Source organism: Paenibacillus sp. 01T47 (assembly GCF_056398245.1).
Map to the genome: position 1 here is coordinate 70,083 of NZ_JBFTPA010000003.1, position 22,691 is coordinate 92,773.

A 22,691-nucleotide genomic window follows, 5' to 3' on the forward strand; every position below is an offset into this window, starting at 1 on the left:
TCGCTCTGAAAATTATGGACACATGGAGCGATTAGACAGTTTGGAAAACAAGATATTCTATCATTTGATTTACTCTTTGCCTTATTTGCAGTACCACTTATAATATATACATAACATCATAATTAGGATTGCAAGGCTATTGCTAAAACTAGATATAAAACAAGGAGTTGCTGTCATGATATTAGAGGTTGCTTCATTGCAGGTTAAGGCAGGGCTGTCCGAACAATTTGAAAGCAATTTCAAAGCCGCATCAAAAATTATCTCTAGCATGAACGGTTATGTCAGTCATGAACTTCAGAAATGCTTAGAAGAGAATAATAAATATATATTGCTTGTAAGATGGGAAACGCTGGAGGATCATACCGTTGGCTTTCGCGGATCGGCGGAATATTTGGAGTGGAAAAGTCTGCTGCATCATTTCTATGATCCATTTCCATCGGTGGAGCATTATACGAATGTGGATATTAGCTAGAGTGAATGGTAAGAGCCATCACTGAAAATAAATATAGAGGTGAGAAGCATTCAAGATTTTATTCCGTTACATCTTTGCTTCGATGGTGTAGGTCAAGAGGTCGAGATACTGGACGTTGTACAACTGGGTGATGACCTGTATCGCATTGAGGAGAATCCTGTATTTACTGAAAATGTTGCCTTTGGAGACGTTATTCGCGTAAGAGCATTCAAGGATGTATCCATGTACATAGAAACGATAGAGAAATCAACGTTCACCAGGCATAATTGGCTGCTAAGCAAAGAAGTTATCTATTCATTAGAGCTTAAACTATTAAAAAATAAAATTCGAGAGTGCCAAGGCAAGTCGCAGCAAGTGTTTGGCGGTATTTTTATTGTAAATTTGCCTGCTCATTCAGAAATTGATATAAACCATGAGGTACAAAAGGTAATCAAAGCAGTTGGGAAGTAAAGTTTAAACGATAAAGCAGCAGAGAAGGAGGAGTTATAGATGGAGCTTGGGCTAAAAGGAAAAATCGCACTCATTACAGGCGGGAGCAAAGGAATTGGACTAGCAACAGCATTGCTGCTGGCAGAGGAAGGTGCTGAGGTAGCCATTGTTGCACGGGAGGAGGAGTCTCTGCGCAGCGCGGCAGCACTTATAAAGGAACGAACAGGCAAAGAAGCGTTGGCAATCAGCGCGGATGTAAGTCGGCCGGAAGATGCCGCAAGAGCGGTTGAGCAAACGGCAGCACACTTTGGCGGTGTCAACATTCTTGTGAATAACGCAGGAGTTTCTGCGGCGCAGCCTTTTGAGAAGGTGGAGACTGATGCATGGACAGCGGACCTCGATTTGAAGCTGCTCGGAGCAGTTCATTTTGCGCGTGCGGTACTTCCATATATGCGTAAAGCAGGTGGAGGAGCTATCGTCAACGTGACAGCTATAGGCGGGAAAACGCCGGGTGCTTCCTCTCTCCCAACCTCCGTTAGCCGCGCCGCAGGCCTTGCACTGACCAAAGCGATGAGCAAGGATCTGGCTGTGGATCAAATTCGTGTAAATGCAGTTTGCATCGGGCTGATTCGCAGCGCACAAATCGAGCGGATGTGGCAAGCTGCGAGCCCTGAGCTTAGCTGGGATGAATTCTCAGCGGACAAGCGCCATGGGATACCTTTGGGTCGAATTGGCAGGGCGTCGGAAGCAGCAAATGTTATCGGTTTTCTCGTTTCGGAAGCCGCATCTTTCGTAACGGGTACGTCTGTAAATATTGATGGTGGCATTTCTACGGTGCTGTAGTCTGTCTGCTGTAATAAGAAACGAAAGAAGCTCCTTACAGATTGCCGCATTGAACGGTTCTGTTTGGAGCTATTATTATTACTTGCTTTTTATTTCTTTTGTTGGAATCGTTGGTTGAAGCGGTCAACTCGTCCGCCTTTATCGGTATTGCGTTGTTTGCCTGTATAAAAAGGATGCGAAGCGGAGCTTGTATCTACGCGAATGACTGGGTAGCTATTCCCGTCTTCCCATTCCATTTTTTCATTGGACGATTTGGTTGAGCCCGTCAAAAATTTGTAGCCGCTGCTCACATCAAAAAACAATACTTGATGGTAAACGGGATGTATGCCACTTTTCATTTTGTTCTCTCCTTTTATTTGTAATTGTTACGAATAACTATTTTTGTATCATACTCGAAATACGATTTTTATGTCAAGGAGTATGGTTAAACACTTATTAATATATGGTATTTGCTAATTTCGCAAAAGTATACTACCATTAAATTATAATCATTCTAAAAGTAAGCCTTTACATAAAGTGAAATGCATTCATGTACTGGCTTTTCAATAAAAGGAGGTAGCTTTGCATGTTAAACATCACAGCAGAAACGGATCGAATAAATCGACATTTGATGGCGAACGGATATAAACTGACAACTCAGCGTGAGATTATATTGCGAGTGCTGCTTGAGAACGAAATGGATCACTTGAGTGCAGAAGGTGTCTTCATGCTCGTAAAGCAGAAAAACTCTGATATCGGTCTAGCGACTGTATATCGGACACTCGAACTGCTCGCTGAGCTTCATGTTGTTGAGAAAATGAATTTCGGGGATGGTGTAGCCCGCTATGATCTTCGCGGTGAGGATCATGAGCATATGCATCATCATCTAATATGCGATGAATGCGGCTCACTGACAGAAATTAAAGAGGATTGGCTGCTCGAGCTTGAGCAGCGAATTGAACGGGAGTATGGCTTTAAAGTGACGGATCATCGGCTTGATTTTACAGGCAACTATAAGTCATGCAGCAAGGGCCAATGCAAACGGAGAAATAAAGCTGTATCTTAACTTCATAAAGGTTATAAGAAGGGCTTCTCCACTATGTGGGAGAGGCTCTTTTTTGTTTAGTTATGCGGTCGTTGCATGTCTAGCCATCATCGAAATTTTCAAAAATGTTTCAAAACATTATTGTATAATATAAGAATGCTCTCGCAGATAAACATCTTACATAGAATAGAGGGGATTTAATGGAGCATGTTCATGGAACCTATGATAGTTTATTAGTTATTTTCTCTTATATTATAGCAGTCATGGCTTCATATACAGCACTGGATCTTGCAGGAAGAGTGAGCACCTCCAAAGGAAGCACAAAGCTAAGCTGGCTGATGTTTGGAGCGGCTTCTATGGGGATGGGAATCTGGTCGATGCATTTTGTCGGCATGCTCGCGTTAAAGCTTCCTTTCCCTATAAAATATGATTTGGTTATCGTGCTTATTTCGGTAATTGCAGCGATTGGAGCGGCTTTTACTGCGCTGTATGTTGTCGGCCGAAGTGAGCTTTCGAGATCGCAATTGCTAGCTGGCGGATTATTGCTTGCCACAGGCATTACGATCATGCACTATGTTGGCATGTCTGCAATGCTTATACATATAACCTATAATCCGATTATCGTTATGCTCTCTATTCTTATTGCGTTTGTCGCATCCATTGCAGCTCTTTGGCTATCGTTTTATTTCCGTAAGGATAGACAGAAAGGACAATGGTGGAAAAAGCTTGGAAGCGGCGCTATTATGGGGGCTGCGATAGTTGGCATGCATTATACGGGAATGATCGCAGCTAATTTTCATACCAGCAATAAGACTGCTTTGTTTCTTGGCGTTATTTTGGACCAAACGTGGCTGGCCTACATTATTGCGTTAGGTATATTTTTTACACTTGGATTATCTTTGTTTGGGATCTATATATCGAAGCGATTTGCCCATAAGGACTCAGAAATTGAACAAAATGAAAAATGGTACAAGTCCTTATACGAAAATAGCCAGGATGGCATCGTGTCTGTTGATTTGCAGTACCGTGTGACTAGCCATAATACGAATGCTTTGAAGATAACAGGTTTCAGCAGCAAGCAGGTTATGCATCAATCGATATCCTCGTTAAGCGGGATTATTGTGCATGAAGATCAAGAACGTGTGAAACAGATGTTTCAAAGATCCTTTAAGGGGGAGACTTTGAATCACGAAACCGCCATCATCCGTGCTGACGGTATGAGAATTGAGCTCAACGTAGCTAATGTACCGGTTGTTGTGGATGGTGAAGTCGTAGGCAGCTATATTATTTTTAAAGATATAACCGCTGAGAAGCGGGCACAGCTGAAAGTCAATCATTTAGCCTTTCATGATGAATTGACAGGTTTGCCGAATCGTCGCAAATTTAATCAAGCGATTGCAGAGACCATAGAACTGAGCAGTACAAGCGATTCACATTTTGCTGTAATGGTGCTTGATATCGACCGTTTTAAAATCATAAATGATTCACTCGGGCATATGGTCGGCGATCAGTTTTTGCAGGAAGTTAGCGGACGCATTCAACAAGCTATCGCAGGGCAAGACGTTATGCTTGCTCGCATGGGCGGAGACGAGTTTACGCTGCTGTGCCGCAATTATGAAACGCAAGACACGATTAAGCGGTTAGCGGAACAGATCATCAGCTGCATCCAAGCACCGTATCGATTAAAGGACAGTGATTTTTATGTGTCCGCAAGTATCGGAATTGCCCTGTTCCCTAGCCATGGACTGGATGCTGTACAGCTGCTCAAAAATGCCGATACAGCGATGTATGAGGTGAAGAAAAAAGGTAAAAACGATTATCAATTTTTCACTGGCGAGCTCGACCGAGTGCTGCAAGAAAAAATCGAATTAGAGGGCGATCTTCGAAAAGCGATCGAACGAGGGGAACTGCTGCTCCATTACCAGCCGCAAATCCGAACAGAGGATCGTGCGATGATTGGTATGGAGGCGCTTGTACGCTGGCAGCATCCAACTAGGGGGCTACTAAGTCCAGGCGTCTTTATACCGCTTGCCGAGGAGACCGGTCTCATTTATGAAATGGGAACATGGGTACTGCGCGAAGCCTGCAAACAAATGCGGATGTGGCATGTACAGGGAGGGCCGCTTATCCCTATATCCGTCAACTTATCTTCGCAACAATTCCATCAGCCTAAACTTGCGGATTATATTATGGCTATACTGCAGGAAACGGGATTGGAGCCGAAATATTTAGAGCTGGAAATAACAGAGAGCATGATGATGGACGCTGCATTGTCCAGCAGTATTTTGAATCAGTTGAATGAATATGGTATTCGCATTAGCTTAGATGATTTTGGGACAGGCTACAGCTCGCTCAGTTATTTGAAAATGTTCCCGATTCAAAAAGTTAAAATAGATCGCTCCTTCATCCGTGATATTACAAATAACAGCGATGATAGAGCCATCGTTTCAACGATCATTGCGATGGCTATGCATTTGAATATGGAAGTTATTGCGGAGGGAATTGAAACGAAGGATCAGCTGGATATTTTAACAGACAATTCGTGCAGAAAGATTCAGGGCTATTATTTTAGCAAGCCGTTGTCTGCAAGTGCTGTGGAAGAACGTTTTTTTGTGCCAGCGCGATAAGCAAGCTTTAAAAAAAGAAGCTGTTTCTAAAAGGTAATTACCTTCCAGAGACAGCTTCTTAATTTTGTTCTTCCGCTGCTTTGCTTAAGCAATTTCGGCAGATGCAGGCTTTGTTTTTGAGCTCCTCAGGAACGGCCTCTAAAAGCGTGCTGGGAAATGATTTCTGGAAGCACCAGCAATCTTTCGCTGCATTGTTTTCTTCCATAGCACAATCGTTTGGCCCATTGCAAAGGGGACAATTCATAAATGCAGTCGCCTCCTTGCTTGTTATTCAGTGACGTTAAGCACAAATTTCTCAATAACGTGGCGAACGCCTTCCTCGTTATTCGACAACGTTACATAGTCTGCAATGTCCTTCAGAGATTGAATGGCGTTGCCCATTGCTACACCAAGTCCGGCAGCGATAATCATTTCATTATCATTCCATGCATCGCCAAGGGCGATTGTTTGGTCCATTGTACAGCCAAGATGCTCGGCCATAAATTTCAGTGCATGTCCTTTAGTGCCTTCCTTATGCATGAACTCTAAATAGTGCGCTTTGGATTTAGTAATATGCACGCGATCACCGATTAGAGGCTTAAGCTGCTCAGCGATTTCATCGAGGCGAGCCGGATCATCGATAATAAGCATTTTGTTCATCGGAAAGTCGAGCAATTTGTTGAAGTCAGGCTCTATTTTGTAAGGGATATTGGCAAGCTTAGAATAAGCTTTGATTTTGTCATTGTCATGAGTGCTGTAAAGCTCATCGTCAACGTAAAGCTGCAGGTGCAAGCCGTTCTCTTCAGCGAAAGCGTGAAGCTCTTTAGCCGCATCAATCGGTACGTTTCTTTCATACAGGACTTGTCCATCAAGCAGTGTTTTGACGAGTGCCCCTTGATAGGTAATAATAGGAACATTGAGTTCAATTTGCTTAGCAATTTTTTGAGCGGAAGCAAACATGCGGCCTGTTGCCAGTGTAACCGTTACACCTTGGGCAATAGCAGCTTCCATGGCACGCTTCGTGCCTTCCGTTACGGTTAGGTCATCCGTTAATAACGTGTCGTCAACATCAATCGCGATAAGTTTATACATACTAGCGGTGAAGCTCCTCTCCAGCTCTCTATATTTAAAAATATAAGAAGTTATAAGTTTCAAATGTATAACTAGGCTTATATTTCGCAGCGAAACGATTGCATACGCCGCCAAGGTCGGCGATAGCCGTTTACGCTTTGATTAGGTTGATTGTAGCTAAAATGATCCAGACATTCAAGACTAGGCTTATGCTTACGAAGTAAGTTTTACTTCGTAAAACTTTTGAGGAGATGAACAGATGAACTATTTTACATCAGCGGCAGCAAAACAAAGATTTCTGACTCTCTGCGTCATGGGAGCTGTATTATTTACTGCTCTTGGCTTTGCAATAGGGTTTTTCTGGATGGGGAATCAGTATCCGATGATCAAGGAGCCGACCTTTAAGCAATTTACGGTTTCATACAACAAAATTATGAATGACTACTTAAACGGTGCTGAGCCGAAGAAGCTGATTAATGGAGCAATTGCAGGCATGGTTGGCTCGCTTGAGGACCCGTATTCCCGGTATTTGGCTGAGGAAAAGGGCAGTGCCTATACCCAGTCCTATGAGGGAGAAATATATGGAATTGGTGCTGAATTGCGCGAAGAGGAAGGCATGTTCATCATTACCGGGCTCACGAAGGGAGCTCCAGCCGAGCGAGGCGGCTTACTGACGGGCGATATCATTCTCTCGGTAGATAATCAGAAGCTGGCTGGAAAGACGTTTGAGGAGCTGCTTGGCCTTGTTAGAGGCAAGGAAGGAACATCAGTCTCGCTGCAGATTCAGCGCCCGAATCAAGTTGAGCCGATAACATTAAAGCTGAAGCGGGAAGCTATTCCAGTACATACGGTAACGTCTGAGCTTCTTGAAGGCGGTATCGGGCATGTTACGATTAGCCGTTTCGCTGAGAAAACTGCGGATGAATTCGAAGCTGCAATTACGGAGCTGCAGGCGAAGCAGCCTCTTAAGGGATTGTTGCTGGATATGCGATCCAATCCAGGGGGATTGCTGCAGCCAACCATTAAGATTGCGAGCAAGCTTATACCGAAAAACAAGGTTATTTTGAATGTCGTGTACAAAAATGAGCGGCAAACGATTTCGTATAAGTCTGATCAGAAGAAGGAATGGAAAGTGCCGATTGTAGTACTCGTGAATGGACAATCTGCAAGCGCGAGCGAGGTGCTGACGGCTGCGTTAAAGGAATCAGCGGGAGCAACAGTTGTCGGTGAAAAAACGTATGGCAAAGGTGTTGTACAAGCTTTTAATCAGTTTAAGGACGGTTCTGTCTTAAGCTTAACGGAAGCGCAGTGGAAGACGCCGGGCGGCACTTGGATTAACAAAACAGGCGTTTCACCGGATTTTGCAGTAGCCCTTCCCGAATATACGAAACTAAGACCGCTTGCGATTGGTACACATATGAAGATAGGCAGCTATGGCGAGGATGTAAAGACGCTGCAGATGATGCTGAAGGAGCTCGGTTATTCTCCTACAGGACAAGAAGGCATGTTCGATAAACAAACAGCAGCAGCATTAACTAAGTTCCAAAAAGCCGAGAAGCTGGAGGCTACGGGCAGTTTCAATGACAAAACGGGGTATAAGCTGCTGGAGCGTCTACGCGAGAAGCTTGGACGCGAGGACAGTCAGCTGATTAAAGGGTTAGAGGTTCTCAAAAACGGCAGTTGACAACGGGGATGATAATCATTATCATCAAATAGGAAGCAAATCCTTCGTTGCGCTGCGGGGTGTATCTTATGAAGAAGATTAAGTATTGCAAACGGAATCTCAAGAACGGTTTGGAGCCGGTTTATAAGGCGATGAAAAATCGATATCCGGATATTAAGCAGAAAAAAAGTGATTGCCTTGGCGATTGCAAAACCTGCAAGCTAGAGTGCTTCGTCGTGGTCAAGTCGAAGACGGTTAGCGCGCCGTCCGCAGAGAAGCTCTATAAGCGATTGAAAAAAATGATCGGGTAGCTTAAATTTCAATAAATTAACAAGAACGGCATTTGCCGTTCTTTATTTTTATGTTAGAATAAGTACAATCTAGGAAAGCTGAGGTGCATAAGCATGAATGATGGATTAGCAGAAGCATTAAATGAACAGATGAATTTTGAATTTTATTCAGCGCATGTGTATCTGGCAATGGCGGCTTACTGTTCAGGTGAAAGTCTTGATGGTTTCGCTAACTTCTTCATTGTACAGGCTGAGGAAGAACGGTTTCATGCAATGAAAATATACAAGTTTCTGAATGACCGTGGTCGTCGTGCTACGCTGTCTGCTCTTGGAGAGCCGAATAACGAATACTCTTCCATTTTGGACACTTTCGAGCAAGGCTACGGACATGAGCAGCAAAATACAAAACGTTTCTATAATTTATCTGACCTTGCGATCAACGATCGCGAGCATGCAACGATCAACTTCCTCAAATGGTTTATCGATGAGCAGGTTGAAGAAGAGGCGTTGTTTGATAACATTATCCATAAGCTGAAACGCATCGACAAGGATAGCAATGCATTCTATATGCTTGATGCTGAGTTCGCTGGACGTTCCTTCACTCCTCCAGCAGTTTAAGCTGGACACCGCAATAATGAATAATAAGGGGATGTGCCGGAAGTAGAGAAATCTACTTTCGATACATCCCCTTTTTTCGATCGAGTGGTTATTCAGCCCTTAAGCAATTGCTCCACAATTCGATTGGCTGCTGCTGCGGTTGAAATTCCATGTTCGTCAGCTGCTTGAAATACGTTCATCAGTGTACCATTTATTTTCTCAACCTTTTGCTGTGCTGTCGCAGCATCCCCGCCAATAAGCTCAACAGAGGTTACGATGATGCCGCCTGCGTTAATCACATAATCCGGTGCATACAAAATGCCAAGCTCATGAAGCTTCTCGCCATGGCAGCTTTCGGCTAATTGATTGTTCGCTGCCCCAGCAACAATGCTGCAGTCTAGCTGGCCTAATGTAAAATCATTTAGGATGCCACCTAAGGCACATGGCGAGAAGACATCACAAGGTATGCGCATAATGACGTTTGGCTTGCAAGGCATTGCCCCAAACTCCTCGACAACCTTCTTCACTCGTTTTGAATCAACGTCCGTTACAACGAGCTCTGCGCCCGCATGCTTTAAATAGCGGCATAGCTGATAACCTACTTTGCCTAATCCTTGAACGGCAATGATTTTTTGCTGCATATTTTCGGAACCGTAAACCGTTTTGAGAGAGGCCTGAATGCCAAGGAAAACGCCGTATGCGGTCATTTTAGCTGTAAAATCATTTACTGCTCCGAGCGAACCTGATACATCAGTCACATAGGGTGTCTCGAGGCGAACCCAGTCCATATCCGATACATCTGTACCCAGATCCATACCGGTAATATAGCTTCCTTGCAGGTTTTGAATATGCTGGCCTAGCGCCCGAAACAATATTTCCCGCGAGCTTTGACCGGGTTGGCTTAGAATGACAGCTTTGCCGCCGCCAAATGGCAAACCTGAGATCGCTGATTTATAGGTCATTCCCTGCGCTAGCCGCAGCGCATCGAGGACAGCAGCTTCATCGCTGGCATATTGCCAAAACCGGCAACCGCCGAGGGAAGGACCAAGCTTTGTGCTGTCTATTGCAATAATTGCCTTTAAACCAATAGAACGATCCTGGAGGAAGATGAGCTGCTCATAGCTTTGATTCCATACATCCAAGTGGATTCCTCCTTTGAGGTCTGCCTGTCGCGCTTCTTGTATGTAGTGTATTCATTGCTGCTATTATGAGCTACTTCATGTGTCCCAGCCGCATCAATAAAGCGGGCAAAATTAATCATAGTAATTCTCTACCAGATCGGGCACAAATAATTTGTTATAGTGGAATGGAATAGATTCATCATTTGCAAACAGCTAGGATGAATTCACGATATAAAATAGATAATGAAAAAGGATGAGGTACCCTTGCATTTATTTCCTGTAGCATACTCGCTATTATCAACCGAAGCGTTATTGTCGCATATTAAAGTCCACTATGGCATTCATGAACCCGCTCGTCTGCACTATTTTCTGAGAGGGATGAACGATACTTATATTTTAGAGACGGAGCAAGGCAAATACATATTTAGAGTGTACCGAGCGGACCGGAGAAACCAATCAGAGATTGCTTTTGAGTTAGATTTATTAAACGATCTTCATGCAAAAGGGATAAGCGTGTCCGTACCGATTGAGAAAAATGACGGCACATTTATTAATGAGTTTTTGGTCCCTGAGGGTGTAAAGTTTGGAGTAATGTTTAGTTTTGCTGATGGTCAAGAAAAGCGAATGCAGCATCCAGAAGACAGTCGTCTATTTGGCGCATCCGTTGCTCAAATTCATCAAGCTGCCGACGATTTCACCTCTGAACACACAAGGGGAGAGCTCGATTTGGAGCATTTGATAGACAATCCGCTTCGCATAATTAAGCAACATATGGAAAATCGGAAAGAGGATTATCAATTTCTATATGAGCTGGTTATGCGCTTAAAAGATCAGCTTAACATCCATCTGAAAGCAGGACTGGACTTTGGAATTTGTCATGGGGATTTGCATGGCAATACGAATGTCGCTTTTACGGAAAATGGGACATTGACGCATTATGATTTTGATATTTGCGGTTATGGCTGGCGAGCTTATGACATTGCGGAGTTTAGACTGGCAAGAGAAATTCATAGCAGGCACGATAAAGAAGAGGTTGAACGTCTTTGGGATGCATTTATTTGCGGATACAGAGAAATCAGATCTATAGGCGAAAATGATATTCAAGCGGTTCCGATATTCGTAGCGCTTAGACAGCTTTGGCTCTTTAGCTTATGCTTCAGTGAATCTGAGTTAATCGGAGCAGCTGATTTTGATGACGGATTTATCGACAGCAAGATGGAGTATTTTAGAAATTTAGAGTAGATGTCACAAAAAAACTCATCTTATCGTTATATGTGCAAACATGCACAGGAGCTGATGGAGATGAAAGAGAAAAAGGAAATAACATGTATCATTATTGGCGGCGGTTATGCAGGCATTAACGCCCTCAAGGCAATACGAAAAACATTGCAGCCGGAATTAGGAGCTGGGAAGCTCCGTGTAATTCTGATTGATAAGCAGCCATACCATCTTCGGAAGGTATTGCTGTTCAAGCCGGCTGTCAATGATGATAATATTGTTGTTCCTTTTGGCAGCATGTTTCCGGATGGCGTGGAATTTATTCAAGGAATGGTAATGACCATAGAAAAAAGGGATAAGCGGTTATTGTATAAAGATGAGAGCGGGCAGGAGCAGCATTTAAAATACGATATTCTCATTTTGGCAGCTGGAAGCGTTATTCGTCAGCCCGATGCCGATCAGGGCGGTATTGCCTTGACTGGGCTCGCAAGCGCAGCTCATATTCGAGAGCTTTGGCATGAAAACTTGAGAAAAGCGGTAAAGGAAACAAGCCGTGCTGAGCGTCAAAGATGGATGACTGTTGCCGTTGCAGGGGCGGGGATTAGCGGAATCGAATCATCTGCTGAGCTTGTCTATGCTTTGCGTAAGGAAGCAAGTGCACTCGGACTTGATCCGTCAGAGGTGATTCTCTACTTGCTAAATGCGCAGGATAGATTATTTCAGGAGGGACCGGCAAAGGTTGGCATGAAGCTGGAGCGCTTGCTTAAGGGCAGCGGAGTGACCGTTCTGCATGGACGCAAAGCTATTCGTGAGAGGGAAGGGGAACTTCTCTTATCGGATGGTGAGATTTTAAAGGTCGGCTTATGTATTTGGACGCTTGGATTGCTGCCTAATCCGATGCTCAGAAGCATGGGGCTGCCGCTTACCGCAGATGGTCGAGTCATTGTGGACGCTAATTACCGTGTGAAAGAAGCACCTGGGATATACAGCATTGGCGACTGTGCTCAAATTGTTGACCCTGTGAGCGGGCTAACGGATGGGATGACATGCAAGGAAGCGACTGCACAAGCAGATAGGCTGGGGAAGGTCATAACGGCTGATGTAATGGGTCATTCTGCACCTGTTCACAAGAGCTATATTGATTTTTTCTGTTTTGGTCTCGGGCCAGAGCGGGGAATGGTATGGACAAGGCAATGGGGGCTCGACATTGTCATAACGGGGAAGCTTGGATGGAAGGTACGGAAAATGACTTGGGATTATGCGAGTCTCATAAAATGATAAAAGCAGCATTTGTTATGAAACGAGGGATGGTGAAATGAAAGAGCTTTACCTGCAATATAAAGCGCTTTTGTTCAAAATTGCATACCAGCTTACGGGTTCGGCTGCTGACGCTGAAGATATCGTACAGGATGTTTTCGTGAAGGCATATGATATAGATCCAGAAAGCATAGCCGAGCCGAAGGCTTATTTGTGCAAAATGGCGACAAACCGCAGCTTGGATTTGCTAAAGTCTGCCCGAAAGCAGCGAGAGCGGTACGTTGGGCCGTGGCTCCCAGAACCCATTATCACAGAAGAGACGGATGCACTGGATGCCGTTATTCACCACGATTTGTTGTCTTATGCAATGCTGGTTTTGCTTGAAAGGTTAACCCCCTCGGAGCGTGCCGTATTTGTGCTTCGTGAAGCGCTGGGCTTCGAATATTCGGATATTGCAAAGCTAATAGAAAAAAGCGAAGTCAATTGTCGAAAGCTGCTGAGCCGTGCGCGAGACAAAATGGGGATTTCCGAGGCTGAGCCTGTTTATGCGCAGCCTGCAGGTGAAGAATGGGTTCGTCGTTTTGTATTGGAGCTTGCGGAGGGCAATGTGAAGGAGGTCCTTTCTCTGCTTGCAGAGGAGGTTGTTCTCCTTTCAGATGGCGGAGGCAAAGTGTCTGCTGCTATTCATCCTATTAAAACACGCGAAAACGTTTCTCGGTTTCTATTCGGTTTGGTTCAAAAAGGACCACTTGCTGATGGCAGTGTGAAAGCCGAGCTTAGAATTCTGAACGGTCAGACGGGACTTGTTTTACGATCAGATAAAGGAATCGAGGGGGTTACTCTTTTCCATGTGGTGCAGGGGGGCGCACTTCATCTGTACATTGTAAGAAATCCAGATAAGCTGAAACTGTTGGAATTGAATACTGGCGGATCATCATGAGGGAGGTGTCTTCATTTGAAGTTAATTGACGAGACCGTTGTAAAATTAGCAGAAGCCTTTCAACTGCCTGAACGCATATTTAAAATAGATGATTTGCCATGGGTTCCTTTTGATAAAAATCATACCTGTTATTTCAAACCTTTACGCTTTGATCTGAGCACGGGAACATTTATTTATGAGCCGCCCGGAGATATTCATACGCTCATAACGGAAGACGAGGAAGTGCTGACGCTCTTTATATTAGGGGGAGCGCTGCAATACTTCGATGACAACGATGAGATTACCGGACAAGATGATATTTTCACTATACTTCAGAAGTATAAGGATTTTTGCGCACAAAATAATATACATGAAAATCATGAGTTGATTTATTAATGCTGAGAGTAAAAATAGGAGAGATTATTGTGATGACACAACTTGCAAAACACATCATTGAGGGGAATTCGATATTATTGCGACCAGCCAAGGAGTCTGATATAGAGGCTTATTTAACTTTTTTACAAGATACGGAGATGAACCTGCTGACAGGGTCACAAAAAGCTTTTACACGTGAGGAAATCGAAGCTTGGATTCGCAAAATTAACGTCATAAACGAAGACCGATTTGATTCCATGATTATATTGAAGGAAACAGGAGAGCTGCTCGGCGAGGTTGTACTAAATGATATGGATACGATCAATCGCAGCGCGAATATACGTATCGGTATTCAAGGGACGCAGCATCGCGGCAAAGGTTATGGTACAGAAGCGCTGCTACTCATGCTTAGATACGGCTTTCAAAAGTTGAATTTGCATCGAATCCATCTCGGCGTTTACGCTTTTAATCCGCGCGCCATCCATGTATATGAGAAGATCGGATTTCATCGCGAGGGAGTAGAGAGGGACGCTTTGTTTATGGATGGGAAGTTTCATGATCTCATTACAATGTCTATATTAGAGGATGAGTTCGACGCACTATATGGAGCATAAAAATAAACAAATAAGCGCCAATCGAGGACACGGTTCATTCCATGTTCGGGATTGGCGCTTTTTTTGTAGCTACATCTCGTTAGAATGGAGCGCAAGGAAGGAGTCAACCAGCTCAGGGTCAAAATGCAGCCCGCGCTGTTCACTAATATATTCCAGCGCACGTTCTTCGGACCATTTTTCTTTGTAGGGACGGGTGCTGGTCAATGCATCATAAACATCAACGACGCTGACGATACGTGCTTCAATTGGAATGTTTTCTCCGGCAAGCTGATGCGGGTAGCCGGTACCGTCCCATTTTTCATGATGGTATAAAATAATATTTTTACCCATTTCGAGCTCAAGTTTAAATAAATCATCTGTAAGCTCAGCATAAATTTTATCAATGATATCAACGCCGATTTGGGTGTGCATCTCAACAATATTTCGTTCGTAATAAGCGAGAGGACCAGGTTTATATAGAATACCCTCCGGAATTCCTGATTTGCCGATATCGTGTAAAATGCTCGCATGAGAAATGCGGTTCACGGCTTCCTCCGTCCAGCATAATTGCATGCGTTCATTATGGAAGTGAGTGAGCCGTTCCGTTAAATCCCGCACACGGACGAGATGCTGCTCGATGCCCGGATCACGAATTTCGCAAGAAATGGCGAGCACCTTAAGCATCGAGCTTTGAATGGAGCCGATGCGCTCCTCTGGTAAATAGAAGCCGCTCTTTAACTTCTCCAGCTCACGAAAAATACCGATATAATAGGTTACCCCTTCGATTTGCAGAGGTGTTATGGTAATGGAGGAATGCCAAATGCTGCTGTCTCTTCGCCGATTTGTTAGTACGCCTGACCATGGCAAGCCTTGTTTAAGAGCTTGCTTCATCTGATCATGCGTTTCCTTTGGCGTATAGGATGTTCGCAGGATGCCAGCCTTTTTCCCTGCTATTTCTTGTGATGAGTAGCCCGTAACCTTCTCGTAGGACGGATTGACTGCAAGAATATGATGTTCTATATCTGTGATGATCACAGCATCAGCTAGTTTAAGGTAATGGACTAGGTGTTCATTCATGTTGCAAATCGTTTCTCCTCACTTCTTTTTCTTCGGCAATATCTTTGTGCCTTGCTCCATTGGAGACTGGCATAATGGGCAAGCACGAGTCTCTGATTGTGAATCCTCGTACGTAATAATACGCTGCCATACCTCGCAGGAATCGCTAGTACATAACCATGCAAGAGCAGATTCTGTATCACCGTCCTCTTCTTCACCTGACATAAAGGCAGAGCGGATGAACCTTGATAGTTCAGCCGGTTTTCCCCGGTACAGAGCAGGGGAGCTGATATACAACTCCTCTTGGGCTCTAGTGACAGCAACATAGGCGAGTCTTCGTTCTTCCTCCAGCGCTTCTGTCAGTGCGTTGTCGCCCGTTTGAATGGAACTACGGTCACTATGCTTATCCGCAGCTAATGCAGAGCTATGCGGTAAAATGCCTTCTGAGGCACCGATGACGAATACAACAGGAAATTCAAGTCCTTTGGATCTATGAATGGACATCAAAGATATCGCACTGCGGTTATGATTATGCTTCTGAAGCTGCTGCACGGCAGCATGCTTGTCTGTAATATCATCAATATAGGCCAGAAAAGCTTCGATGGTATCATAGGTGCTCGCCGCAGACTCGAACTCATCAAGCACTTCCTTTAGACCTTCCTTATGCTCCGTCATTTCATGACGCTTGCTCGTTTCAAGAAATTGGTCATAAAAGGATTGGCGAAGCTGCATAATAGCTTCAGCAGGCTTTAATTCGGCCAGCGCTTTAATAAGCTTGATGCGTTCTTTGATTTTGTCTTTCTGAAATTCTTTGATCTGCGGAAATTCAAGCAGATGTATGAGCGGCCATTTCTTAGCACGCTGCTTGTCTTGGTTCCATATGAAAGCCATAGCCTGTTCCCGATTGACATAAAGCGAGGGCAGCAAAATTTCCATCGCATCGAAATTGCGGCGATCCATGGCAAGCCTCAGATGGGCAACTAGCGGCTTTATCGCCCACTGGTCATAAAAGAGCTGGCCGTCGCCGAAGTCGATAAATGGAAGCTCCTTTGTAAGAAGCAGCTCGACGAGCGCCCTGCTGCTGCTCGCAGTACGGAATAAAACAGCAAAATCGCCAAAGGAGCGATTGCCTTGAGCAATTAGCATGCTAATTGTGTCCGTAATGAGCTTTGCCTCGTCTTGCGTCGTCTTGAGCCGTGCATAGGAGGGGCTAACTCCTTTGGGCTTGACAGCAAAGAGCGATTTCTCTTTGCGGAGCTTATTATATTGAATGATAGCATTGCCAAGTCCGACGATTGTGCTCGTTGAGCGGTAGTTAATATCCAGTACATAAGTTGCTGCACCTGGATATTGATGCTCGAAGTTCAATATATAATCGTTTTTTGCACCGTTGAAGGAATAGATCGTCTGATCGTCATCGCCGACGACCATAAGATTGCGATGCTTGTCGGCAAGCATTTGGACGAGCACGTATTGCACCTGATTCGTATCTTGGAATTCATCGATCATGATGTACTGAAAGCGCTGCTGAAGGGTAGCAAGCAGCGCCTTGTCGTCCCTCAGAAGCTTGTACGCTTCAAGCAGCAGATCATCGTAGTCGAATTTATCCATCTCTTTCTTCCACTGCTCATAACGGGTGAAAAGCAGCTTTAGTTCTCTTTCCTCCGTTGTAGAAGCGGGAAGGTCTTCGATGTTGATCATCTGCAGCTTAATGGCGGAGAGCTGTGCAAGAATGGTTTCGGGCTCATATTCGTTTTGCAGCAAAAGCTCCCGCATCAGACGTTTGAAAAAAATATGCTTTTGTCCAGTTTCACCCAAAATGCCTTGGCGATAGCCGCGTCCTCGCAGCAGTTGGAGGCAGAAGGAATGAAAAGTACGAGCCTCTACGCCGCTTGCTGCTTGCGGATTAAGCACAGGAAGAGCGCGAATGCGGCTTCGCATTTCATCGGCTGCTTTTTTGGAAAAAGTCATTAATAAAATATGCTGTGGCAAGACGCCTTGCACAGCCAGCAGATAAGCAGTTCGGCATACGAGTACAGACGTCTTGCCCGATCCTGCTCCTGCCAGCGTTAGTGCTGCTCCTTTGTTATGGCGAACAGCGGCAATTTGAGGCCTATTGAGTGATATGCCGAATTGCTCTAAAGACCGGAAGAAGCCGGCATCCTTCTGGCTTGCATCAACAAGCTGAAGGCTCGTTTCGGCTTCTGCTTGCTCGGCAAAAGGAACCTGACTGTTCCGAATGCCTATGGGAAATGTATAATAGACATGACTCACTACTTCATCACCTTTAAGAATAATATTCACTTATTATAACAGAACATTAAAAGAATGAGGGATGACATCATGATTGAACAAGCTGTGAAAGAAGACTTAAAAGAAGTAATGCCGCTGCTGCTATCTGCGATCGGCCATATTGCCTACACCTTGGCAGGAACTGAGGATGATTCTGAAGTAGAGCGCATCCTTGGCGATTTTTATGTTCGCGAGGACAATCGGATTAGCTATAAGCATGTTCTTGTCGATAGGAGAGAAGATGGCATTGCAGGAATGCTTATTAGCTATTCAGGCGATGGAGCTGCAGAGCTGGATGTGCCATTTGTTACACGTCCTGGGCGAGATAAAGGTGTGCGTGCGGATGAAACGATTGCTGTTGAGGCACAAGAAGGCGACTTTTACTTGGATTCCATCGCAGTCGCCGAACGTTATCAGGGGCAGGGCATAGCTAAGGCGCTAATTAGCGCTTTTGAACAGAAGGGTGAAGAGGCTGGATGCAGCAGGCTGTCACTGATTGTAGAGCCAGAAAATACGAGAGCTTATGCGATTTACAAAAAGCTTGGTTTTACTGAGGATGGTACGATTTTAGTGAGCGGAAGTCCTTATATCCGAATGGTGAAAATGAAGTAATTGTTCAATAAGTTAATTATGGAATAAAAAGGGTTTGTGCGGTAAGATGAGAGAGTTATATGTAATTTATAATAGACTTTCATCGTAACCGGGGGCGTTTTATTTATGGCTATGGCAAGCTTCAAATCGAAATTAGCTTACAGCTCGGGAAATTTATCAGTCAACTTAATTGCACAGGCCTTCGCATCTTACATCGTTTTTTATTATGTGGATGTGCTTGGTGTAAAACCGACTTTAATCAGTCTGGCCATGGTGATTCACGGCATCGTCAATGCGGTGCTAAACCCATTGTTCGGACACATTTCCGACCGTACGAGCTCCAGTTTTGGCAGGCGCATTCCGTACATGCTGTTTGGCATGGTGCCGCTGGTGGCCTTGTTTACTGCGATTTGGTTTCCAGTTGGCACCGGATCAGCGCTGTTCTGGTACTTCTTAACGATCGTGCTGCTCTATGACATTATGTTCGTGATGGTTGTATTGAATTATTCTGCACTGTTCCCTGAAATGTTTACAACGATGAAAGAACGGGCAACGGTGTCTTCATGGCGTCAAATGTTCGGCATCTTAGGAATGATTATTGGTGTGGCTCTTCCTCCCCTCGTTTATGCGAATATGGGCTGGGGACCGATGGGAGCGATTTTTGCCGGGATCGCGCTTATTTTCTTTATTGTTATGGTATCGGCAAGCAAGGAGAAAATGGTTGTTTCGCGTGAAGAGGTTGGTTTCGTTCAATCCTTGAAATTCACATTCTCGAATAAGGCGTTTGTTTTATTCGTTATCGGCAGCTTTTTCGTCCAGTTTACCTTTGCCATGCTGCCCGCGGCTATCCCTTTCTTCACCAAATACGTGCTCGGAGCTGAAGATAGCAGCAATACGATTTTGCTCGGTGCTATTTTTGTCGCTGCCATCCCGTGCGTCTACATATGGGGGAAATTGCTGCAGAGATGGGGCCCGCGCAAGACCGTTATGATTGCCGTTAGTATTTACGCCTTAGCAACGATTCCATTTTTATTCGTATCCAGCGTTGCAACTGCGGCCATGGCAGCGGTCGTGATCGGCATCGGTTTAGCGGGTTTGCTCGTTTTGCTGGATGTTCTGTTGTCCGAGATTATTGATGAGGATGAGAAGCAGACAAACGTACGCAGAGAGGGCATGTACTTTGGGATGAACGGCTTTATCGTCAAATGGGGAATTTCACTGCAGGCTGTTGTTCTGGGTGTTGTGCTGGAGGCTACCGGCTATGTGAAGGACGCGGTTCAAGCGGATGCGGCAGTGTGGGGCATTCGTTCAATGCTCAGCTTCATCCCGTTCATAGCTTTGCTTGTAGCTCTTCTATTTTTCTATTTATACCCTATTCGTCCTACGAATACGATTACAAAAAGCGGAGCGGTGACCCATAGTAATGACTAGTTTTATAGATTGGGTAAAAAAGAACCCATTATTGCTGCTTCTGTTTCTCGTCGGGGCTGCGGTGAGAGTGGTATATGCGGGATCCATACCAGGCGGCTTGAATCAGGATGAGGCATCGATCGGCTATGAGGCTTATTCTATTCTGCATTATGGCATTGATCGCAATGGCATATCGCTGCCGGTTCATCTTATTGCATGGGGAAGCGGTCAGAACGCGCTTTATGCTTACCTGTCTATGCCTTTTATCTATTTATTCGGTTTAAATGAACTGTCAGTTCGAATGGTTAGCATCTTATTTGGCCTACTGAGCATGGTGCTATTCTATCGGATTGCAAATCAGCTATTTAAAAGAAAGCATGCAGCTGCGGCTGCAGCTTTTTTTATCGTCATATGCCCTTGGCATATTATGATGTCACGATGGGCGCTGGAGTCGAATATTTTTCCTACTCTAGTGCTGATCGCCGTGTTTTTTTTGTTCAAAGCGCTGCAGCAGCCGAAATGGCTGATTGGCTTTACATTAACACTAGCCGCTTCGCTTTATGCTTATGGAACGGCTTATTTTTTTGTACCTGTTTTTGGAGTAGGCGTATTGGCTCTGCTCGTTGTTAAAAAGACGTTCAAGCTTCGAGTTCTGCTTTGGAATTGCGCGGTTCTCATTATATTAGCAGCACCTATCGGACTGTTTCTTCTTATTAATCGATATGGCATGGCGACCATACAATTTCTGTTTTCTATTCCTAAGCTAACTGTTCCTCGTGTAGAGCAAATCTCTACTGCATTTGGCGGTCATTTTTTCTCAACGTTTGCGGACAATTTCAAATCATTTTTGCAAATGTATTTGACTCAAAATGATGGTTTGCTGTGGAATGCCATGCCTAAATTTGGGTATATGTATCCGTTAGCATTACCGCTGATCGGAATTGGCATCTTGTATGGTGTGATGAAACTGATTAATAATTTCCGCATAGAGACAGCAGTCATTGCTATCTGGTTCGGAACGGCAATTCTAATGACATTGATTACAGATGTGAATATCAATCGTATTAATATTATTTTTTATCCGACGGTATACTTGGCAGTTGCAGGCCTTATGTGGCTGCACAAGCGGATTAAATACTCATTCCCAATAATTATAGCGGCGTTCTCCATTTTCTTTGTTTTCTTCTGTGCTAACTATTTCACTACTTATGCGAAGCAAATAAGCCCGCTTTTCTATGAATCCTTTGGAGAAGCTGTACAGTACGCATCGGATGAAACGGAAGGCAATATTTATGTGACGGATCAAGTGATGATGCCTTATATTTATGTATTGTTTTATGAACAAATTGATCCGAAGCAGTTTATAAGCACAGTCGACTATATCAATTCGGGTGAGCCCTTTCAGTTTGTTCGCGCATTCGGCAGATACCATTTTGGGCAGCCTGAGCTAAGGCCAAATGAGGAAGCGGCTTATATTTTCAAAAATAGCGACTCTATTCCGGGTGAGGATTCAGGCTATAAGATTAAAAAATTTAAACATTATACGGTCGTGAGCGGTACAGGAACAGTGGTGGCTCAGAAGGTTCATGAATCATTTCAGAACGGCGGCTTTGAGGAAGGGCTGCAGTATTGGTCATTTACTTCCGGCACGGGTATAGGCTCAAACCGTCCTTATAGCGGTTCCAACTTAATGTATGTTGACCCAGGCAACGGTCGTGTCGTTTCCCAGACCTTCTCGGCTGCTGATGACGGTGACTATATCCTTTCTGCTAAAGTGAGTACGATCGCTGCTGGTGGAATGATTGGGGTTTCCATCAATGGAGCAAAGATTGAAGATCTTGCGATTAACGCACAAGAGCAATATGTAGAAGTTAAGCTGCCTGCTGTATCCGTGAACATGGGGGACACCGTTTCTATCTATTTTACCGGAGGGGCGGGCTGGTTAAATGTCGATGATGTGGCGTGGAGCAAGCAATAGTGACCGTATTATTCTGCAAGCTGGAGTAATGTTGGTTATTTTGATTTTTCTATTTGTTATTGTCTTAATAGGCTGCTCAAATAAGCGAATAGGAATGAAGGAAACAATCACCGCGTATTACGACCACATGCTTAATGGAAAGATGGAGGAGTCTCAAAACCTTTTGGATTGGGACTCCGGTGAGTGGGACATTGTTGATTATTACGTTACAATGCCTCTCATGAATAAAGACTATGGTTTGGTTTCGTTAGAAACTTTTGAAATTAGTTCATCCAAGAATGATGGTGCTTCAGGAGAAGCCGTAGTTAAAATTACTTATAAGGATAAAGCTGATAAAAATCGAATTGAAATCAACACGTTAGAGTTACATACAGATTCCAATAATAACTGGAAAATAACGTCCATCACACGAAACATGGAATGAAATTATTCCGATACGGCTTCACCGTTAATATAATAGCTGTCCTCACGATAAGCATGAAACACGATTTCAATTTCAGATAGGCCAATCTGGCTGACGTATTTGGTAACTGCCTTTGCAAATCGATTTCTTACTTGCTGTCCCCGCTCGAACCAGCCGACCTCGATAAATGCAAACCCTTGATCATCTGCCTCACTGTCAAAAACGCTGGTCGTATTTAGACAAGCCATTGTAAAATTATCGGTACCGCACTCGCAAATAGCGGCAAGCTCAGCAGCAAGCGGTGCCGCAACAGATTTTAACTGCTCGGACGGTACTCCGCGGAATAATAAATGTGGCATTACACTGTTCCTCCTGCATAGATAGATTAAATATCCATAGTAGTATAACAAAAAAAAGCATCAGCCGCTTTATACCAGGGAATGCCGTCTAATTCACAATCAGTGGGCATTCCTGTATAACGAC

The 22,691-nt window shown here is 44.3% G+C and carries 24 protein-coding genes; 17 read left to right on the plus strand and 7 right to left on the minus strand.

Features of this window, described 5'->3' with window-relative positions; all coding sequences use genetic code 11:
* The first annotated feature begins 175 nt into the window (after positions 1–175).
* The 3 genes from AC1DOV_RS07725 to AC1DOV_RS07735 are packed head-to-tail and all read left to right on the plus strand — an operon-like array spanning position 176 to position 1,744.
* The gene (locus AC1DOV_RS07725; RefSeq protein WP_441879258.1) at positions 176–472 is read left to right on the plus strand and encodes an antibiotic biosynthesis monooxygenase family protein; all 297 of its coding nucleotides are present in this window, start codon (positions 176–178) and stop codon (positions 470–472) included.
* A 39-nt stretch (positions 473–511) separates the two neighbouring features.
* A complete protein-coding gene (locus AC1DOV_RS07730; RefSeq protein ID WP_076268043.1) occupies positions 512–922 on the plus strand; it encodes a DUF4265 domain-containing protein in 411 nt (136 codons plus the stop codon).
* Positions 923–961: 39 nt separating this feature from the next.
* Positions 962–1,744: an SDR family NAD(P)-dependent oxidoreductase gene (locus tag AC1DOV_RS07735; protein ID WP_441879255.1), complete on the plus strand. Its 783-nt coding sequence runs from the start codon at positions 962–964 to the stop codon at positions 1,742–1,744.
* Positions 1,745–1,833: 89 nt separating this feature from the next.
* On the opposite strand, the gene AC1DOV_RS07740 is transcribed toward AC1DOV_RS07735, so the two are convergent.
* Complete coding sequence (locus tag AC1DOV_RS07740) at positions 1,834–2,082, minus strand: type B 50S ribosomal protein L31 (protein ID WP_076268041.1); 249 nt, start codon at positions 2,080–2,082, stop codon at positions 1,834–1,836.
* A gap of 227 nt (positions 2,083–2,309) precedes the next feature.
* On the opposite strand from AC1DOV_RS07740, the gene fur reads away from it, so the two are divergent.
* Positions 2,310–2,789: a ferric iron uptake transcriptional regulator gene (fur, locus tag AC1DOV_RS07745; RefSeq protein ID WP_339207536.1), complete on the plus strand. Its 480-nt coding sequence runs from the start codon at positions 2,310–2,312 to the stop codon at positions 2,787–2,789.
* A gap of 179 nt (positions 2,790–2,968) precedes the next feature.
* The gene (locus AC1DOV_RS07750) at positions 2,969–5,395 is read left to right on the plus strand and encodes a bifunctional diguanylate cyclase/phosphodiesterase (RefSeq protein WP_477527330.1); all 2,427 of its coding nucleotides are present in this window, start codon (positions 2,969–2,971) and stop codon (positions 5,393–5,395) included.
* A 58-nt stretch (positions 5,396–5,453) separates the two neighbouring features.
* Here AC1DOV_RS07750 and AC1DOV_RS07755 read toward each other — a convergent pair whose 3' ends face one another.
* The gene (locus AC1DOV_RS07755) at positions 5,454–5,639 is read right to left on the minus strand and encodes a cysteine-rich CWC family protein (RefSeq protein ID WP_441879250.1); all 186 of its coding nucleotides are present in this window, start codon (positions 5,637–5,639) and stop codon (positions 5,454–5,456) included.
* 23 nt (positions 5,640–5,662) lie between these two features.
* The gene (locus AC1DOV_RS07760; RefSeq protein WP_076268037.1) at positions 5,663–6,466 is read right to left on the minus strand and encodes a Cof-type HAD-IIB family hydrolase; all 804 of its coding nucleotides are present in this window, start codon (positions 6,464–6,466) and stop codon (positions 5,663–5,665) included.
* 238 nt (positions 6,467–6,704) lie between these two features.
* Between AC1DOV_RS07760 and AC1DOV_RS07765 the strand changes: the two genes are divergently transcribed.
* The 3 genes from AC1DOV_RS07765 (at position 6,705) to AC1DOV_RS07775 (ending at position 9,016) form a co-directional block, all read left to right on the plus strand.
* Positions 6,705–8,129: a S41 family peptidase gene (locus tag AC1DOV_RS07765; RefSeq protein WP_441879248.1), complete on the plus strand. Its 1,425-nt coding sequence runs from the start codon at positions 6,705–6,707 to the stop codon at positions 8,127–8,129.
* A gap of 68 nt (positions 8,130–8,197) precedes the next feature.
* Positions 8,198–8,419, plus strand: coding sequence for a DUF1450 domain-containing protein (locus tag AC1DOV_RS07770; protein ID WP_076268035.1), 222 nt, complete (start codon positions 8,198–8,200; stop codon positions 8,417–8,419).
* Positions 8,420–8,512: 93 nt separating this feature from the next.
* Positions 8,513–9,016 carry a ferritin gene (locus AC1DOV_RS07775; RefSeq protein WP_076268034.1) on the plus strand — a complete coding sequence of 168 codons (504 nt, stop codon included), beginning with the start codon at positions 8,513–8,515 and terminating at the stop codon, positions 9,014–9,016.
* Between the two features lie 92 nt (positions 9,017–9,108).
* On the opposite strand, the gene AC1DOV_RS07780 is transcribed toward AC1DOV_RS07775, so the two are convergent.
* Positions 9,109–10,137 (minus strand): Leu/Phe/Val dehydrogenase, encoded by a 1,029-nt coding sequence (locus AC1DOV_RS07780; RefSeq protein WP_477509452.1) that lies wholly within the window; start codon positions 10,135–10,137, stop codon positions 9,109–9,111.
* Positions 10,138–10,380: 243 nt separating this feature from the next.
* Between AC1DOV_RS07780 and AC1DOV_RS07785 the strand changes: the two genes are divergently transcribed.
* Genes AC1DOV_RS07785 through AC1DOV_RS07805 form a run of 5 tightly spaced genes read left to right on the plus strand, consistent with a single transcriptional unit; the run spans position 10,381 to position 14,499 of the window.
* Positions 10,381–11,358, plus strand: coding sequence for a phosphotransferase enzyme family protein (locus AC1DOV_RS07785; RefSeq protein ID WP_477509451.1), 978 nt, complete (start codon positions 10,381–10,383; stop codon positions 11,356–11,358).
* 60 nt (positions 11,359–11,418) lie between these two features.
* Positions 11,419–12,612, plus strand: coding sequence for an NAD(P)/FAD-dependent oxidoreductase (locus AC1DOV_RS07790; RefSeq protein WP_441879241.1), 1,194 nt, complete (start codon positions 11,419–11,421; stop codon positions 12,610–12,612).
* A 37-nt stretch (positions 12,613–12,649) separates the two neighbouring features.
* Positions 12,650–13,531, plus strand: coding sequence for an RNA polymerase sigma factor SigJ (sigJ, locus tag AC1DOV_RS07795; RefSeq protein ID WP_441879239.1), 882 nt, complete (start codon positions 12,650–12,652; stop codon positions 13,529–13,531).
* Positions 13,532–13,546: 15 nt separating this feature from the next.
* Entirely contained in the window at positions 13,547–13,906 is a 360-nt protein-coding gene (locus tag AC1DOV_RS07800; protein WP_477549630.1) for a cupin domain-containing protein, read from the plus strand.
* Between the two features lie 32 nt (positions 13,907–13,938).
* Positions 13,939–14,499 carry a GNAT family N-acetyltransferase gene (locus tag AC1DOV_RS07805; RefSeq protein WP_477549806.1) on the plus strand — a complete coding sequence of 187 codons (561 nt, stop codon included), beginning with the start codon at positions 13,939–13,941 and terminating at the stop codon, positions 14,497–14,499.
* 69 nt (positions 14,500–14,568) lie between these two features.
* Here the strand turns inward: AC1DOV_RS07805 and AC1DOV_RS07810 are convergent, their stop codons facing one another.
* A complete protein-coding gene (locus AC1DOV_RS07810; RefSeq protein WP_477509448.1) occupies positions 14,569–15,555 on the minus strand; it encodes an HD-GYP domain-containing protein in 987 nt (328 codons plus the stop codon).
* An 18-nt stretch (positions 15,556–15,573) separates the two neighbouring features.
* A complete protein-coding gene (locus AC1DOV_RS07815; RefSeq protein ID WP_477549631.1) occupies positions 15,574–17,808 on the minus strand; it encodes a UvrD-helicase domain-containing protein in 2,235 nt (744 codons plus the stop codon).
* A gap of 69 nt (positions 17,809–17,877) precedes the next feature.
* On the opposite strand from AC1DOV_RS07815, the gene AC1DOV_RS07820 reads away from it, so the two are divergent.
* The 4 genes from AC1DOV_RS07820 (at position 17,878) to AC1DOV_RS07835 (ending at position 22,229) form a co-directional block, all read left to right on the plus strand.
* A complete protein-coding gene (locus AC1DOV_RS07820; RefSeq protein WP_477549632.1) occupies positions 17,878–18,438 on the plus strand; it encodes a GNAT family N-acetyltransferase in 561 nt (186 codons plus the stop codon).
* A 105-nt stretch (positions 18,439–18,543) separates the two neighbouring features.
* Positions 18,544–19,848, plus strand: a complete 1,305-nt coding sequence (locus AC1DOV_RS07825; RefSeq protein WP_477549633.1) for an MFS transporter — start codon at positions 18,544–18,546, stop codon at positions 19,846–19,848.
* Positions 19,841–21,805, plus strand: coding sequence for a glycosyltransferase family 39 protein (locus AC1DOV_RS07830; RefSeq protein ID WP_477549634.1), 1,965 nt, complete (start codon positions 19,841–19,843; stop codon positions 21,803–21,805). Before AC1DOV_RS07825 ends, AC1DOV_RS07830 begins: the two co-directional genes overlap by 8 nt.
* Positions 21,774–22,229: a hypothetical protein gene (locus tag AC1DOV_RS07835; RefSeq protein ID WP_477549635.1), complete on the plus strand. Its 456-nt coding sequence runs from the start codon at positions 21,774–21,776 to the stop codon at positions 22,227–22,229. The genes AC1DOV_RS07830 and AC1DOV_RS07835 overlap by 32 nt, the downstream gene beginning before the upstream one ends.
* A gap of 2 nt (positions 22,230–22,231) precedes the next feature.
* Here AC1DOV_RS07835 and AC1DOV_RS07840 read toward each other — a convergent pair whose 3' ends face one another.
* Positions 22,232–22,567, minus strand: coding sequence for a DUF1904 family protein (locus AC1DOV_RS07840; RefSeq protein WP_477549636.1), 336 nt, complete (start codon positions 22,565–22,567; stop codon positions 22,232–22,234).
* Positions 22,568–22,691 lie beyond the last annotated feature (124 nt).

Coding starts and splice junctions, on each gene's coding strand:
- AC1DOV_RS07725 (WP_441879258.1), top strand. CDS start 176: ATGATATTAGAGGTTGCTTCATTGCAGGTTAAGGCAGGGCTGTCCGAA.
- AC1DOV_RS07735 (WP_441879255.1), top strand. CDS start 962: ATGGAGCTTGGGCTAAAAGGAAAAATCGCACTCATTACAGGCGGGAGC.
- AC1DOV_RS07740 (WP_076268041.1), bottom strand. CDS start 2,082: ATGAAAAGTGGCATACATCCCGTTTACCATCAAGTATTGTTTTTTGAT.
- fur (WP_339207536.1), top strand. CDS start 2,310: ATGTTAAACATCACAGCAGAAACGGATCGAATAAATCGACATTTGATG.
- AC1DOV_RS07750 (WP_477527330.1), top strand. CDS start 2,969: ATGGAGCATGTTCATGGAACCTATGATAGTTTATTAGTTATTTTCTCT.
- AC1DOV_RS07755 (WP_441879250.1), bottom strand. CDS start 5,639: ATGAATTGTCCCCTTTGCAATGGGCCAAACGATTGTGCTATGGAAGAA.
- AC1DOV_RS07760 (WP_076268037.1), bottom strand. CDS start 6,466: ATGTATAAACTTATCGCGATTGATGTTGACGACACGTTATTAACGGAT.
- AC1DOV_RS07765 (WP_441879248.1), top strand. CDS start 6,705: ATGAACTATTTTACATCAGCGGCAGCAAAACAAAGATTTCTGACTCTC.
- AC1DOV_RS07770 (WP_076268035.1), top strand. CDS start 8,198: ATGAAGAAGATTAAGTATTGCAAACGGAATCTCAAGAACGGTTTGGAG.
- AC1DOV_RS07775 (WP_076268034.1), top strand. CDS start 8,513: ATGAATGATGGATTAGCAGAAGCATTAAATGAACAGATGAATTTTGAA.
- AC1DOV_RS07790 (WP_441879241.1), top strand. CDS start 11,419: ATGAAAGAGAAAAAGGAAATAACATGTATCATTATTGGCGGCGGTTAT.
- sigJ (WP_441879239.1), top strand. CDS start 12,650: ATGAAAGAGCTTTACCTGCAATATAAAGCGCTTTTGTTCAAAATTGCA.
- AC1DOV_RS07805 (WP_477549806.1), top strand. CDS start 13,939: ATGACACAACTTGCAAAACACATCATTGAGGGGAATTCGATATTATTG.
- AC1DOV_RS07810 (WP_477509448.1), bottom strand. CDS start 15,555: ATGAATGAACACCTAGTCCATTACCTTAAACTAGCTGATGCTGTGATC.
- AC1DOV_RS07820 (WP_477549632.1), top strand. CDS start 17,878: ATGATTGAACAAGCTGTGAAAGAAGACTTAAAAGAAGTAATGCCGCTG.
- AC1DOV_RS07825 (WP_477549633.1), top strand. CDS start 18,544: ATGGCTATGGCAAGCTTCAAATCGAAATTAGCTTACAGCTCGGGAAAT.
- AC1DOV_RS07830 (WP_477549634.1), top strand. CDS start 19,841: ATGACTAGTTTTATAGATTGGGTAAAAAAGAACCCATTATTGCTGCTT.
- AC1DOV_RS07835 (WP_477549635.1), top strand. CDS start 21,774: ATGTCGATGATGTGGCGTGGAGCAAGCAATAGTGACCGTATTATTCTG.
- AC1DOV_RS07840 (WP_477549636.1), bottom strand. CDS start 22,567: ATGCCACATTTATTATTCCGCGGAGTACCGTCCGAGCAGTTAAAATCT.